General features: G+C 72.1%; 14 protein-coding genes. 11 read left to right on the top strand and 3 right to left on the bottom strand.

Annotated elements, in window-relative coordinates:
* Positions 1-25: 25 nt before the first annotated feature.
* The 8 genes from ABT158_RS14150 (at position 26) to ABT158_RS14115 (ending at position 7,075) form a co-directional block, all read left to right on the top strand.
* Positions 26-1,594, top strand: a complete 1,569-nt coding sequence (locus ABT158_RS14150) for a serine/threonine-protein kinase (protein WP_352353157.1) — start codon at positions 26-28, stop codon at positions 1,592-1,594.
* An 81-nt stretch (positions 1,595-1,675) separates the two neighbouring features.
* On the top strand, positions 1,676-2,737 hold the full coding sequence (locus tag ABT158_RS14145) for a M24 family metallopeptidase (RefSeq protein WP_352353156.1): 1,062 nt from the start codon (positions 1,676-1,678) through the stop codon (positions 2,735-2,737).
* A gap of 25 nt (positions 2,738-2,762) precedes the next feature.
* On the top strand, positions 2,763-3,323 hold the full coding sequence (efp, locus tag ABT158_RS14140; protein WP_352326968.1) for an elongation factor P: 561 nt from the start codon (positions 2,763-2,765) through the stop codon (positions 3,321-3,323).
* Between the two features lies 1 nt (position 3,324).
* Positions 3,325-3,735 (top strand): transcription antitermination factor NusB, encoded by a 411-nt coding sequence (nusB, locus tag ABT158_RS14135; RefSeq protein ID WP_352353155.1) that lies wholly within the window; start codon positions 3,325-3,327, stop codon positions 3,733-3,735.
* 241 nt (positions 3,736-3,976) lie between these two features.
* Positions 3,977-4,315: an MmcQ/YjbR family DNA-binding protein gene (locus ABT158_RS14130; RefSeq protein ID WP_352353154.1), complete on the top strand. Its 339-nt coding sequence runs from the start codon at positions 3,977-3,979 to the stop codon at positions 4,313-4,315.
* Between the two features lie 94 nt (positions 4,316-4,409).
* Positions 4,410-5,165 carry a methyltransferase domain-containing protein gene (locus tag ABT158_RS14125; protein ID WP_352353153.1) on the top strand — a complete coding sequence of 252 codons (756 nt, stop codon included), beginning with the start codon at positions 4,410-4,412 and terminating at the stop codon, positions 5,163-5,165.
* 32 nt (positions 5,166-5,197) lie between these two features.
* Positions 5,198-6,439 (top strand): DNA polymerase IV, encoded by a 1,242-nt coding sequence (dinB, locus tag ABT158_RS14120; RefSeq protein ID WP_352353152.1) that lies wholly within the window; start codon positions 5,198-5,200, stop codon positions 6,437-6,439.
* 240 nt (positions 6,440-6,679) lie between these two features.
* Entirely contained in the window at positions 6,680-7,075 is a 396-nt protein-coding gene (locus ABT158_RS14115) for an SCO2097 family morphological protein (RefSeq protein WP_352326972.1), read from the top strand.
* Between the two features lie 103 nt (positions 7,076-7,178).
* Here the strand turns inward: ABT158_RS14115 and ABT158_RS14110 are convergent, their stop codons facing one another.
* From ABT158_RS14110 to ABT158_RS14100, 3 genes are read right to left on the bottom strand one after another with little or no spacing between them, the layout of a single operon-like run.
* Entirely contained in the window at positions 7,179-9,605 is a 2,427-nt protein-coding gene (locus tag ABT158_RS14110; RefSeq protein WP_352353151.1) for a transglutaminase TgpA family protein, read from the bottom strand.
* Positions 9,602-10,864 (bottom strand): DUF58 domain-containing protein, encoded by a 1,263-nt coding sequence (locus ABT158_RS14105; protein ID WP_352353150.1) that lies wholly within the window; start codon positions 10,862-10,864, stop codon positions 9,602-9,604. Before ABT158_RS14105 ends, ABT158_RS14110 begins: the two co-directional genes overlap by 4 nt.
* Positions 10,861-11,838: an AAA family ATPase gene (locus ABT158_RS14100; RefSeq protein WP_352326975.1), complete on the bottom strand. Its 978-nt coding sequence runs from the start codon at positions 11,836-11,838 to the stop codon at positions 10,861-10,863. The genes ABT158_RS14105 and ABT158_RS14100 overlap by 4 nt, the downstream gene beginning before the upstream one ends.
* 466 nt (positions 11,839-12,304) lie before the next feature.
* On the opposite strand from ABT158_RS14100, the gene mraZ reads away from it, so the two are divergent.
* The 3 genes from mraZ (at position 12,305) to ftsL (ending at position 14,397) form a co-directional block, all read left to right on the top strand.
* Entirely contained in the window at positions 12,305-12,736 is a 432-nt protein-coding gene (gene mraZ, locus ABT158_RS14095; protein WP_352326976.1) for a division/cell wall cluster transcriptional repressor MraZ, read from the top strand.
* 259 nt (positions 12,737-12,995) lie between these two features.
* Positions 12,996-13,922, top strand: a complete 927-nt coding sequence (gene rsmH, locus ABT158_RS14090; protein WP_502911531.1) for a 16S rRNA (cytosine(1402)-N(4))-methyltransferase RsmH — start codon at positions 12,996-12,998, stop codon at positions 13,920-13,922.
* Positions 13,912-14,397, top strand: a complete 486-nt coding sequence (gene ftsL / locus ABT158_RS14085) for a cell division protein FtsL (protein ID WP_352353148.1) — start codon at positions 13,912-13,914, stop codon at positions 14,395-14,397. Before rsmH ends, ftsL begins: the two co-directional genes overlap by 11 nt.
* The last annotated feature ends 324 nt before the right edge of the window (positions 14,398-14,721 follow it).

The raw sequence follows: 14,721 nt of genomic DNA, 5'->3' as shown, positions 1-14,721 counted from the left end.
CACTTTTCGAGTTTTTGGCGGGGATATGTCCGACGCTACGCCTTCGATGGTCGCCGACCGGTACCGGCTTGACGAGCTCATCGGCAGCGGTCCGATGGGTGAGGTGTGGCGAGCCTACGACACCCGCGCCGACTGGGTCGTGGCCGTGAAGATCCTGGGCGCGGGCGCGGCCGGCGAGGCCGCGAGGGAGTCGCTGAAGCAGCACGCGCAGGCGGTGGCCAGGGTGATCCACCCCAACGTGGCCATGGTCCTCGACGTGGGCGACCAGGAGGGCGCCCCCTTCCTGGTGACCGAGTTCCTCACCGGGACCAGCGTGGGGGAGGACCTGGCGGCTGAGGGGCCCCTGCCGATCGTCGAGGTGTGCGACCTGGTCGGCCAGGCGGCCGCCGGGCTGGACGCCGCGCACCGCGCCGGGGTGTTCCACGGGCAGATCGACTCCGGCAGCTTCCGGCGGGCGGCCAGCGGCGTGCTGAAGGTCGTCGGGTTCGGGCTGCCGGACGAGGAGCCGTCCCAGGCCGAGCGCCGCTACCTGGCCCCTGAGCGGGCCTCCGGCCGTCCCGCCACGGCCGCCGCCGACCTGTACGCGCTCGGCGCCGTCTGCTACGAGCTCCTCTGCGGCCGCCCGCCCGCCGCCGCCCCTGACCTGCCGGTGACCGGCATGCGCGCCACCCCGCCGTCCCCACCCTCCGCCCCTGGAACCGAGGCCCCCGGAGCTTCGGCCCCCGGAACCGAGGCCCCCGGGGGGGCTGGGCAGGGGGTCGTCCCGCCCAGTGCGATCCGGCCCGAGATCCCCGCCGAGCTGGACCGGCTCGTCCTCGCGATGCTCGCGCCCGACCCCGCCAGGCGGCCCTCGGGCGGCGAGCCCGTCCGCCGGGCCCTGGCCGCCATCGCCCGGCCCGGCGCGGCCCCGAGCACCGCCCCGAATCCCGCTGGAGCCCCGGCCGGCCGGCCGGGCGACACCCGGGTCTACGACTTCAACGGCGTCCCGCGGGCCGGTGACACCGCCGTCTACGAGTCCGCCGAGCTGGACCCGGCGCCGCCGCGTACCGGGAACAAGCTGCTGATCCAGATGGGCATCGCCGTCGCGGTCATCGCGGTGGTGGCCGTCGCCATGGTGATGTGGGCGGGCTCGCGCAAGGAGACCCCGGTGGCCGAGCCGAGCACGAGCACGCCACCCACGCCCGTCCTGACGCCGGAGGTCACGCCGACCGCCGGCCCGACCTCCGAGCCGCCCCGATCCAGCCCCACCGACCTCACCCCGGGCGACACCGCCACCAGCCTGGTCCAGACCGTCGGCCCCAAGGCGACCCTGGGCTCCGGGCAGACCCCGGCGGGCGGCTGGGACCACTGGCTGGTGAAGTTCGACGAGGCGGTGACGGCCCAGGAGGACATCGGCGACATCGACCCCCATGTCGCCGAGAAGGTCCACGACAAGCTCAGGAAGGCCGCCAAGAAGCTCCAGGACGGCCACTTCGAGCCCGCCCGCGGCCAGATCGCCGGCGTCTACCGGGACCTGCGCAAGGCCCAGGTGAAGGGCGACGTCCCCCTGTCGGGCCCGCTCGCCTCCTTCCTGGACGACTTCGCCCTGTCCTGACCGTGACGGGGGACGGGAGGCCCGTGCCTCCCCCTCTCCTGACCGGTGGGGGAGGGGCCGGGGCGCGCGTACATTGGCGGGATGACCATCGACCACGCGGCGCGCCGGGCACGCCTGGCCGCCGCGCTGCCCGCCCACGAGGTCCCCGCGCTCCTCGTCACCTCCCCCGTCAACGTCCGCTACCTCACCGGGCTGGTCAGCTCGAACGCGGCCGTCCTGGTCAGGGCGGACGGCTCGGCGCTGCTGGCGACCGACAACCGCTACATCGACAAGACCCGCGCCCTGGACGTGCCCGCGGTCGAGGCGCCCGACGTGGCCGGCCGGCTGGCCGCGCCGGGCGTGGGCATCGAGGCCGCCGCGATGACCGTGGCGACCTTCCGCCGTCTGGAGGCGGACCTGGAAGAGAACGGGGGCGGGCGCCTGGTGCCGCTCGGCCCGCTGGTCGAGGAGCTGCGCGCGGTCAAGGACGAGGCCGAGCTGGAGCTCATCCGCACCGCCTGCGCCCTGACCGACCAGGCCTTCGCCGACGTGCTCCCGCTGATCGCGCCGGGCCTCACCGAGCGCGCCCTGGCCCGCCTCCTCGACAACCGCATGACCGAGCTGGGCGCCGACAAGCCGGCGTTCGACACGATCGTCGCCGCCGGCGAGAACGGCGCGATCCCGCACCACGCCCCCACCGACCGCGAGCTGCGCGCCGGCGACCTGGTCACGATGGACTTCGGCGCCCGGTACCACGGCTACCACGCCGACATGACCAGGACGGTCTGCCTGGGCGCGCCCGCCGCCTGGCAGCGCGACCTGTACGACCTGGTCAGGCGCGCCCAGCGGGCCGGCCGGCACGCCCTGACCCCGGGGGCCCGGGCCAAGGACGTCGACGCCGCCGCCCGCGGCCTGATCGAGGCGGCGGGCCACGGCGAGCACTTCCGGCACGGCCTGGGCCACGGCGTCGGCCTGGAGATCCACGAGGACCCGTTCCTGGGCCCCTCCAGGACCGGTAGACTAGAGGATCGAGTTCCGATCACCGTCGAGCCTGGGATCTACCTCCCCGAGCGGGGCGGGGTTCGCATCGAGGACACCCTCGTGACCCGCGAGGGCGGGCCGGAACTTTTCACCAAGACCACCAAGGAGCTGCTCGTCCTTTAGAGCGGCCACACGCGGGAGAGAACGAGTGGCGACGACCAACGACCTCAAGAACGGCATGGTGCTGAAGCTCGAGGGCGGTGAGCTCTGGAGCGTTGTCGAGTTCCAGCACGTCAAGCCGGGCAAGGGCGGCGCGTTCGTGCGCACCAAGCTCAAGAACGTCCTCTCCGGCAAGGTCGTCGACAAGACCTTCAACGCCGGCGTGAAGGTCGATGTGGCCAACGTCGACAAGCGCGAGATGCAGTACTCCTACAAGGACGGCGACGACTTCGTCTTCATGGACACCGAGACCTACGACATGGTCAACGTGCCCGCCCGCACCGTCGGCACCGCCGCCAACTACATGCTGGAGAACACCCTCGCCACGATCGCCTTCAACGAGGGCTCGGCGCTCTACGTCGACCTGCCCGCCGCGGTCGAGCTGCTGATCTCCAACACGGAGCCGGGCCTGCAGGGCGACCGCTCCACCGGCGGCACCAAGCCCGCCACGCTGGAGACCGGCGCCGAGATCAAGGTGCCGCTGTTCATCACCACCGGCGAGAAGGTCAAGGTCGACACCCGCAGCGGCGAATACCTCGGCCGGGCCTGAGGTGTCTGCACGCGGCAAAGCACGCAGGCGCGCCCTTGACATCCTCTTCGAGGCCGAGCTGCGCTCTGAGGATCCGCTGAAAATCCTCGCCGAGCGCGTCGAGCGGCAGGAGCCGCCGGTCAACGAGTACACCTCGACCATCGTCGAGGGCGTCGCCCGCCACCATGCCCGTATCGACGAGCTGATCACCACCTACTCCGAGGGCTGGACTCTCGACCGCATGCCCGCGGTCGACCGCAACCTGCTGCGCGGCGGCACGTACGAGCTGCTGTGGATGCCCGACGTGCCGGAGGGCGTGGTCATCAGCGAGTGGGTGCACCTGGCGGGCGAGCTGTCGACCGACGAGTCGCCGCAGTTCATCAACGGCCTGCTGGCCCGGTTCAAGCAACTCAAGCCAAGCCTCACCCTTTAGACAAAGGCCGCGAAGGCCGTTTCGGAGTACGTTCCACTCAGACGGTCCGTACGGCTCGCGGAGAGGCGGCGGAAGGCGCGCCGGCGCGCGGCCTTCCGGTGCGGTCCCCGGCCGCGGGGCCGTGAGCGGTCCGGGGAAGTGGCGCGTCACCAGCCGCGACGCGCCCTTTTCCGGCCCTGCGCGACGCGCCCTTTTCCGGCCCTGTCCGGCCTTGTCCGGCTTCTGTGTGAGCATCGGTCCCATGGTGACCGAAGACGAGGTGCGCGCCCTCGCCCTGGCGCTCCCCGAGACCGCCGAGAAACCCATGTACGGCACGCCCGCCTTCTACGTGCGCGGCAGGTGGTTCGCCCGGATCACGCAGGAGGACGGCGTGCTCGCCGTGCCGGTGGGCGGCGTGGAGCTCAAGCACGAGCTGATCGCCGCCGTCCCCGGCACGTTCTTCTCCACACCCCACTACGACGGGCACGCCGTGGTGCTGGTGCGCCTGGCGGCCGTGGCGTCCGGCGAGCTGGCCGAGCTGCTGACCGACGCCTGGCGGCTGCGGGCGCCGAAGCGGATCGCGGCGGCCTTCGACGGTTAGGGTCCGGCCTGCGGGCGACGGCGCGTACGGCGTAGGCTGGGCCCGTCCGCACAGGGCGAGGGCCGCCCGCGGAGGAGAGAGAGGCGAGCCGACGTTGCGAGCAGAAGGCGTCACCACGAAGACCCCGGCGGTGCGCACCGCCGTCGTGTGGGGCGCGTTGCGGTCGGTGCTGGCCGAGCGTGCCGAGGCCGTCGGCCGGGCCACGCTCGACATCGTCGACGCCGGCGGGGGCACCGGCGGGTTCGCCGTGCCGCTGGCCGAGCTCGGCCACACCGTCACCGTCGTCGACCCCAGCCCCGACTCGCTGGCCGCGCTGGAGCGCCGGGCCAAGGAGAAGGGCGTGGGCGTGCGCGGCCTGCAGGGCGACACCGCCGACCTCGGCGACCTGCTCGACCGCGACAGCGCCGACCTGGTCCTGTGCCACAGCGTCCTGGAGTACGTCGACGACCCCACCGGCGCGCTGGCCGCCGTCGCCGGGCTGCTGCGCCCGGGTGGCGCCGTCAGCGTGCTGGCCGCCAACCCCGTGGCCAGCGCGATCCACCGGGCGCTGGCCGGGCAGTTCGACGAGGCCAGGGCCGTGCTGTCCGATCCGCGCGGCACGTGGGGCGACCGCGACCCCACGCCGCGGCGTTTCACCGCCGAGACCCTGGCGCAGCTGCTGACCGCCACGGGCTTCACCGTCGGCGCGGTCCACGGCGTGCGGGTCTTCGCCGACCTGGTGCCCAGCCGGCTCGTCGACGGCGAGCCCGGCGCGGCCGACGCGCTCGCGGCGCTGGAGCAGGCCGCGGCCGTCCACCCCGTGCTGCGGGACGTCGCCACCCAGGTGCACGTCCTCGGCCACCGCCCCTAGTCTGGAACGTCTGTTCGGATAGACTCGCAGGCGTGTCCCGCAAGCAGATCACAGGCATCGGCCCCGCGCCGCGGACCGGGGCCGATGACAGCGGCTGCCCGATTCTCCACGTCGACATGGACGCCTTCTTCGCCAGCGTCGAGCTGCTGGAACGGCCGGAGCTGCGGGGCCGCCCGGTGATCGTCGGCTCGCCGGCCGGGCGCGGCGTCGTGCTCAGCGCCACCTACGAGGCCAGGGCGTTCGGCGTCCACTCGGCGATGCCGATGAGCAGGGCGCGCCGCTTGTGCCCGCAGGCCACGATCATCCCGCCCAGCCACGGCAAGTACTCCGAGGTCTCCCGGGGCGTCATGGAGATCTTCCACTCGATCACCCCGCTGGTCGAGCCGATCGCCTCCGACGAGGCGTTCCTCGACGTCGGCGGCGCCCGGCGGCGGCTCGGCCCGCCCGCGGCGATCGCCGCCATGATCAGGGAGCAGGTCCTCGACCGCTACGGCATCACCTGCTCGGTGGGGGTGGCCTCCAGCAAATTCGTGGCAAAGCTGGCCTCCAAGCAGTGCAAGCCCGACGGCCTGCTGGTGGTGCCAGAAGGACAGGTGGTCGACTTCCTCCACCCGCTGCCGGTCTCGGCCTTGTGGGGCGTGGGGGAGCGCACCGAGCAGTCCCTCGTCCGGCTCGGCATCCGCACCGTCGGCGACCTGGCCAGGGTGCCGCTGGGCACGCTCCAGCGCGAGCTCGGGCAGGCCGTCGGCGGCCACCTGGCGACGCTGGCCTGGGGGCGCGACGAGCGTCCGGTGACCGCGCACGTGCCCGACAAGAGCATCGGCAACGAGGAGACCTTCGCGGCCGACGTCGACGATCCCGAGGTGATCCGGCGCGAGCTGCTGCGCCTGGCCGAGCGCGTGGCGGCCCGGATGCGTAAGGGCGGACACGTGGGCAGAACTGTAAGTGTGAAGCTGCGCCGGGCCGATTTCACCACGATCACCCGGTCGCGCACCCTGCGGGAGCCGACCGACGTGGCCCAGGTGATCTACGCCACCGCCTGCGAGCTGTTCGCGGCCGCCGGTCTCCAGCGGGTGCGCCTGCGCCTGGTCGGGGTCCGGATGGAGAACCTGCGCCCGGCCGGCGAGGCCACCCATCAGCTCGGTCTCGGCGAGCGCGAGACCGGCTGGCGCGAGGCCGAACAGGCGATGGACAAGGCGATCCGGAGATTTGGCCCCGATGCGGTGCTCCCAGCGTCGCTGGTACGTGGCAAGCTTGATGAAATAGAGACATGACGCCCATGTCCTACTTGATCGGTCAGTCGGGTAGGAGAAGGATGTCGCGATTTTGGGGGAAGGGGTGCGAGATGGTCCACAATGGAGCCATGACGTCACCTCCGGTTTGGTCTGCGTTGGACGTTTGCTTTCGCCTACGTCTACAGCCTCGTATTCTGGGGATAACCGACCGCGAGGTTCGGACACCCCGTGTCGTCCGTTGCCGTCTTCCCCGTCCTGGGGCTGTCCTTGGGAGGCGCCGTGCCGCTCTCTGAGCACGAGCAGCGCTTGCTCGACCAGATCGAGCAGGCCCTCTACGCCGAGGACCCGAAGTGGGCCAACACCGTAAGGATCAGTGACCCGCGCAGCCATTACAAGCGTCGCCTGATCAAAGCCTCCATCGGCTTTGCGCTCGGCGTCGTGATCATGATGGTCGGCGTGGTCATGAGTCAGATCCCGCTCGGCGTCGGCGGTTTCGTGGTCATGCTCGCCGCGTGTCTGTGGGGTCTGTCCAGCTGGAAGCGCATGAACGGGTTCGGCGACTCGCCGCCGGCCCCGGGCGCGGGCGGCGCGGGCAGGCAGCCCCGGCGCGCCGGCCGGGGCACCTTCATGGAGCGCATGGAGGAGCGCTGGCGCCGTCGTCACGACGAGCGCTGACCTCTGAGCAGCTTCTCGCCGGCCCCGAGCCTTCCGCCCTACGCGAACGTGCGGCCGTTCCCCTTCCGGGGAGCGACCGCACGCTCGGTCCTGGGCAGGCGGCTCAGGCGCCCTTGTGGGCCGCCGTCCGCCGCAGCCTGATGTTCTCCAGCAGGTCGAAGCCGTCCAGCAGACGCTCGCCCAGCGCCCGCAGCCGCCGCAGCGTCGAGGGCGGCAGCAGCACCGCCCGCATCCGCCGTCCCCGCGACACCGTCGCCGCCAGGGCCTGCCGCACCTTGCGCAGGTCCTTTCTCATGGGCCCGATCGTGCCCGGGTCCCTGGCGAACAGCACCCGCTCGACCGTCGTCGCGATGGCCGTCATGGCGGCCGCCGACTCGGCGTCGAACTCGTACTGCTCGCTCAGCCGCCGGGCCAGCGCCCGCGGGGTCTCGCTGGCGCCGCGGGTCATGCCGTAGTCGCACAGCACGTCGTCCAGCTCGGCCCACACGGCCGCGATCGACGGATGGTGGGCGGTCGCGATCCTGGCCGTCAGGTCGTCGGCCGGCTGCGAGACCTTCCAGCCCAGCGCGCGCACCCGCCGGTTCCTGGTGAGCAGCCGCAGCGCCGCCGGGACCAGCAGGAGCAGCAGCAACGCGCCCGCGCCGATGCCGAGCTTGCCGATCAGCGGCATCGAGTCGTCCGGCGGCAGGCCGCCCGTGGCGATCAGGCCCTCACGGTCGAGCTCGCGCGGGTTGCGCCGGGTGGAGGGGTTGATCGGGTCGTCGGCGCCGGACTCGGTCGCGCCGCTGGTCGGCGAGGTGGACGGCGTCGTCGAAGGCGCCGGCGGGACCGTGTAGTCCGGCACCCGCGCGCTGCCCTGCCCCAGCGACCCGGACGGCGTCGGCTCGAACGGCAGCCAGCCCACGCCCTCGAAGTACAGCTCGGGCCAGGAGTGCGAGTCGCCGGTGGTGACCGTCCAGTTGTCGCCGGCCTTCGTGCCGCCGGTGTAGCCGATCGCCACCCGCGACGGGATGCCGACGATCCTGGCCAGCACCGCCATCGAGGCCGCGAACTGCTCGCAGTAGCCCGTGCGGTCGCGCAGCAGGAAGTCGCGCAGCGCGGAGTTGCCGTGGCCCTGGGTCCGCAGGTCGTAGCGGAAGTCGCCGTCCTTGGTGAAGAACTGCTGGAGCTTCACCGCGGCCTCGTAATTGGAGTTGGTCTGCGCGGTCAGCGAACGCGCCAGCCGGACGATCTCCGGCGGCAGGTTCTCCGGCAGCTTCAGGTACCGCCGGTCCACGCTCGGCTGGACGCCCTCCAGCGACTCCAGCAGCTCCGGCGTGGCGGCCGGCTCGCTGGTGGCGACCTCGTACTCCAGGCCGGCCGCCTCGTCGGGGATGGAGAAGACCATCAGCGTGCCCACGTCGGCGCGCCAGTCGCCGTCCACCCGGATCTGCCGCGGCGGGTACGGCAGCGGCAGGAACTGCAGCCGCTCGATCTCGTCGCTCATCCGGATCCTGGTGACGACGTTGCTGACCTTCGTGCTCGCGCTCAGCCCCGGAGGCGGCGGCAGCGGGCCGTTGTCCGTCCTGTTGTCCGGCGAGCCCTTCGGCTCGGTCATGCCGAACTGCTGGCCGTCGAAGGTGTCCAGCGCGTAGATCCGCAGGTACCTGGGCTTGTCGTCGTTGTTGTTGTAGGTGAGCACCACGCGCCGCTCGGGCAGTTCGAGCTGCCCCCGCAGGCTCGCGATCGGGCTCGCGATGCTGATCGAGTTGCCCTTGCCGCCGCCCCGGCCGCCCACGCCGAACTGGAAGAAGGAGACCGGCTCCATCACCGGCAGCGCGGCGGGCAGCAGCACGGCCAGCGCGATGGCGGCGAACCCGATGCGCTTGCCCGACAGCCGCAGCCCGCTGGTGTCGGCCCTGGCCCCGCCGGTGTCCGGCCGCGGCCCGGTCGCCGACCTGGTCCGGCGGACGAGCACCGCCCGTCCCCAGTGGCCCACCCGCTCGCGCCCGTCGGCGATCAGCAGGCTGACGAAGCCGAGCGCGGCGATGATGAAGGCGGGCCAGCTGATCGGCTCGGCCAGGATCGTCGCCGGGACCGTGGCCAGCGCCAGCAGCGGCAGCCCGGCCAGCGCCGCCCGCCGCAGCCGCGCGGCGAGCAGGTCCACGGTGATCGCGATGACGCCCACGCCGCCCGCGGTCAGCAGCGTGATGCCGTCCGTGGGCGGCACGGGCGCGGCGTAGCGCTGGATGTCGGCCCAGCCGACCCCGAGCAGCTGGCCCAGCTCCCACACCGACTCCTTGGTCGGGATCACCAGCGCCCACGCCTTGCCGGCGGCGAAGACCACGGTCAGGAAGATCCATAACGCGGCCAGCCCGGCCAGCGGCGCGGCCCAGGCGGGCAACGACAGGCGCGAGCTGAGCAGCCCGGCGGCCATCACGGCCAGCACCGCGCCGAGCGACGTCCAGAACCAGGCGCCGCCCTGGAAGAGCGGATAGAGCAGGATCGCCGCGGCGAACGCGGCCACACCCGAGGCGGCCGTCAGCCTCATGCCGCACCTCCCGTGGGGTTGAGCGCGAACCTGCCGCGGTTGGCGGCGTCCGGCCAGACCGAGGCGATGGAGGTGCCGGCCGGCAGGCGGACGATCCGCCACCCGTAACCGGCCAGGACGCCCTGAACGGCGTCGAAGTTCTCGTGCGAGCCCCGGCCGGCGCCCTCCCAGGTGCCGGCGTCGAGCAGGACCGCGACACCGGTGACGCCGCTGTGCCGCAGCCTGGCCAGTTCCCTGGCCTCCTCGGGGTCGAGCGCGCCGAGCACGGCCACGATCAGGCCGTCGCCGCCGCCCTGGCGCAGGGCCGAGATGCCCATCTCCAGCGAGCGGGCCGAGCTGTGCCGCACCACGGCGAGCGTGTCCAGCAGCGAGTAGCTGAGCCCCTGGTCGGTCAGGTGCTCGGCGCCCTGGTCGGTCACCAGCCGCAGGCCCAGGCCCTCGTGGGCGAGGTGCACCCCGATCGAGGCCGCGGCCGAGACCGCCACCTCGAAGGACGAGCGCGGGCCCTCGCCGCGGTGGGCGTGCCTGCGGGTGTCCAGCAGGAGCGCGCCGCGGCTCTGCCACTGCTGCTCCTCGCGGCGCACCATCAGCTCGCCGTGCCGGGCGGTCGAGCGCCAGTGCACCCGGCGCAGGTCGTCGCCCTGCCGGTACTCGCGCGGCGCCACGTCGTCGTCGCCGGCCGCGGCCACGCTCCTGGTGCGGCTGTCGCCGCCGCCCGTCCACTCGCCCGACAGCCGTACGTGCGGCAACGCCACCACCTGCGGCGTCACCACGAGCGTGTCGCTGATCGTGAACGCCCGCGTCAGCTCCACCAGCCCGAACGGGTCGGCGATGCGCACCGACAGCGGGCCGATCGTGTACCTGCCGCGCAGGTCGGACCGGACCCGGTAGTCGATCTCCCGCACGCCCTTCGACTCGACCCGGTCGAGCACGAACCGCGGCCGCACGCCCAGCGCGTACGGCACGGTGTCCTCGATCAGCAGCAGCCCGGTCGGCAGCCTGGTCACGTTCTCCAGGCGCAGCGTCACCGTGGCCTCCCCGCCCACCTCCGCCCTGGGCGGGTCCAGCCTCCGCGCGCAGCTCAGCCGGTACCTGGTACGTGCCACCACCAGCGCGGCCAGCAGCGGCAGCGCCGTGACCAGCACGCCGATCCTGAACAGGTCGTTCTCGCCCAGGATCAGCGCCATCAGCAGCGCCGCGATCCCCGAGGCCAGGAACGACCTGCCGCGGGAGGTCAGCGCCCGCAGTCCGGCCCTCACGACGCTCGCGTCTCCGGCACCGGCACCCGCCTGACGAGGTCGGTCACCACCTGCTCGGGCAGACGGCGCTGGCCCTGGGCCTCGACGCTGGGCAGCAGCCGGTGCGCCAGCACGGGCACGGCCAGGTCCTGCAGGTCGTCGGGGATGACGTAGTCGCGTCCGGCCAGCGCCGCGTGCGCCCTGGCCGCGCGGACGAGCTGCAGCGTGGACCGGGGAGAGGCGCCCAGCCGCAGGTCGGGGGAGTGGCGGGTGGCCACGACGAGGTCGATGGCGTACTTCTTGACCGGCTGCGAGACGTACACGCCGCGCACGGCCTCGATCAGGGCGCGCACCTCGGCGGTCGTGGCGACCGGCTCCAGCTTGTCCAGCGGCGAGGTGCTGCCGTGCACGTCGAGCATCTCCAGCTCGGCGGTCGGCTCCGGGTAGCCCATGGCGACCCGGGCGGTGAACCGGTCGCGCTGGGCCTCGGGGAGGGGATAGGTGCCCTCCATCTCGATGGGGTTCTGGGTGGCGATCACCATGAAGGGGGCGTCCAGGGGGTACGTCACGCCGTCCACGGTGACCTGGTGCTCCTCCATGCACTCCAGCAACGCCGACTGCGTCTTGGGGGAGGCGCGGTTGATCTCGTCGCCCACGACGATGTTGGCGAACACCGGTCCGGGCTTGAACTCGAACTCGCGCGTCTGCTGGTTGTAGGCGCTGACCCCGGTGATGTCACTGGGCAACAGGTCGGGCGTGAACTGCACGCGGCGCACCGGGCAGTCGATGGACCGCGCCAGGGCCTTGGCGAGCATCGTCTTGCCGACGCCCGGCACGTCCTCGATCAAAAGGTGGCCCTCGGCGAGCAGGACGGTCAGCGTGAGACGGACGGCGTCGCTCTTTCCCTCGATCACCGACTCGATGGCCTGCCGAATTCGGTGGGCGGTGGAGACCAGCTCGTCAAGCTGGGGAGGGACGTCATGGGTTAGTGCCACCAGGCCTCCATAGTGCGACGGCTGTCCCGCACGGTGCCATTACGGGAGCCATGCCATTCCTTTTCCATTGTCTGTACGACCCTACGACGCTGCGGGTTCTTGAGCGACATTTGTGGATATTCCAGGGAACCCCGCTGATGTTCCTGTTCTTGTCGCATAGCAGTGCGAATCCCGTGACACTGACCCCCTCGGCCGCCCCACTTTCCTCCACGCCCGCCTTCGCGCCCGCCGGAAGCCCCTATACCGCCGGCCTTTCCAACCCTCGACACGCCCATGAGGGTTGGCCCGCCCCCCGGCGCCCCCCACTCCCGCTCCACCGCTCTGACCTGCGGTAACGCAACGGAAACTGATGATGAAGACGGTTCGAATCAGTTGACGGTGGGGAGAAGTGGAGTATGGTGGTGCGCAGTGGAGGGCCCGGTGCACCAGCGCTGAGCGCTTCGCTGAGGCACGGGAGGTGGCGCCGATGTTCCTCGGCACCCATCAACCGCGTCTTGACGACAAGGGACGGCTGTTCCTGCCGGCTAAGTACCGTGAGGAGCTGGCGGAGGGTCTTGTGATCACCAAAGGCCAGGAGCGATGCCTCTACGTCTTTCCAGTAGAGGAGTTCCAGCGCATAACCGAGGCTCTCAGCACCGCCCCGGTCACCGCCAAGGCGGTGCGTGACTACAGCCGCGTCTTCTTCGCCAGCGCGTCCGACGAGAAACCAGACAAGCAAGGACGCGTCACGATCCCGCAGAGCCTGCGTCAATACGCCGGCCTGGAGCGTGACTGCGTCGTCATCGGGGCCAACACCCGGCTGGAGATCTGGGACTCGCAGGCTTGGGACACCTATCTCAACGCGCAGGAGCAGGCGTTCGCCGATCTGTCGGAGGAGGTGCTGCCAGGGATCTTGTAGTGACCACGGTCGATCCGTCGGTGATGTCGTTCGGCGAGGTCTCCACCCGCAACCACTGCCTGCCAACTGATGCACCTTCCCCGGTGTCAGAGGGCGGGCGTCCACGAAGAGGGTGCGGATGGGGACCTGGCCGGACGGCGCCGGGTGGGGACCCAGGAATGACTGACGATTGACCGATACGCGTTCATCCGCGAGCAGGACGCGAGAGGGGGGGTTGGAGTTGGACGACAACGCAGGCACGGGCGGTCACGTTCCGGTGATGCTCGACCGCGTACTGGAGCTGCTGGGCCCGGCGCTGTCGGGGCCGGAGCCGGTCGTCGTCGACGCCAATCTCGGGCTCGGCGGCCACTCCGAGGCCCTGCTCGCCGCCTTCCCCTCCCTGCACCTGATCGGGATCGACCGCGACCCGTTCGCGATCGACTTCTCCACCCGCAGGCTCGCCCCCTACGCGGGCCGCACCACCCTGGTCCACGCCTCCTCCGGCGACCTGGCCCAGATCGTCGCCGAGGCCGGGCATCCCACGGTCCACGGCGTGCTGTTCGACCTCGGCGTCTCCTCGCCGCAGCTCGACGAGGCCGAACGCGGCTTCGCCTACTCCTACGACGCCCCGCTCGACATGCGCATGGACACCGACCAGGAGCTGACGGCCGAGCGGGTGGTCAACACCTATCCGGCCGCTGACCTGGTACGAATCCTGCGCGACTACGGCGAGGAACGTTTCGCGCCGAGGGTCGCGGGGCTTATCGTCAAGGAACGCGCCAAGGAGCCCATCACCTCCACCAAGAGACTCGCCGACATCGTGCGCGACGCGATCCCCGCGGCGACCAGGCGCACCGGCGGCAACCCCGCCAAGAGGACTTTCCAGGCGCTGCGCATCGAGGTCAACGCGGAGCTGTCCGCCCTGGAGGCGGCGCTGCCCGCGGCGCTCGACGCGCTGGCGCTGGGTGGGCGGGTCGTCGTGCTCTCCTACCACTCCCTTGAGGACCGGCTCACCAAGCAGGCCCTCACGGCGCGAACCAAGGACACCAGCCCGCCAGGGCTGCCCGTCCCGCTACCGGCACACCAGCCGAGGTTCCGCCTGCTGACGAGGGGAGCCGAGCTCCCCAGCGATGAAGAGCTCGCCCGCAACCCGCGGGCGGCCTCGGCCCGGCTACGGGCGGCAGAGAGGATCCGCGTTGACGATTGAGCAGGAGACCGGCCGGGTCGCGCCCGTCCGCCGCGCCATGCCCAAGCCGGGCACGCGCAGGCCGGGCGTCTCGCACCAGACCAAGCCGCGGCCCCGTCCTGACACCGGCGACCGGCGGCCGGCGGCCGCGCGTCCCGGCGAGAGCGCCGCGCGCCGTCCCGCCGCGCGGCGGCCCTCGACCAAGCGGCAGCGGGCGCCGTTCGTGCTGCTCGTCGTCGGGTTGATGTGCGGTGGGCTGGTGAGCCTGCTGCTGCTCAACATCATGCTCAACCGCGACGCCATCACCGACGCCAAGCTGCGCGAGGAGATCGCGGTGGCCCAGCAGGAGGCGGAGGCGCTCCGGCTGGAGTACGAGCGCAAGATGCAGCCCCAGAACATCGCGGGCCGCGCCGAGGCGCAGGGCTACCACCCGGACAAGAACCTGCGGACATGGGACAAGGGCGAGCCGAGTGACCAGGCGGTCCCGGAGCGGTGAGGGATTCAGGCGGCAGGGGACAGGGTCCCGGCCGCGGCGCTGGCGGCGCCGGCTCTCCTGGAGGGCCCGGCGCCGCTCGTCGTACGCCGGGCGGTCCGGGGCGGGCAGGGCGAGGGGGCTCTGCCCGTTCTGACGGGGCGGGCCGCCCAGGGGCGCCGGACGACTCGCCGCGCAAGCGTCCCCCCGACCCGTTCGACCTGCCGTTCGACGACGACCTGAGGGGCCGCCGGCCCCACGACCCCGACGACGACGCGCGCGGCAGTCTATCCGAAGATCGGCGACCTGAAGTTCCTGGCCCGCATCCTCGGCGTCCCCTACCTGCCG

The organism is Nonomuraea sp. NPDC001636 (genome assembly GCF_040298265.1).
GTDB lineage: Bacteria > Actinomycetota > Actinomycetes > Streptosporangiales > Streptosporangiaceae > Nonomuraea.
This window is presented reverse-complemented; position numbering and strand designations above follow the sequence as displayed.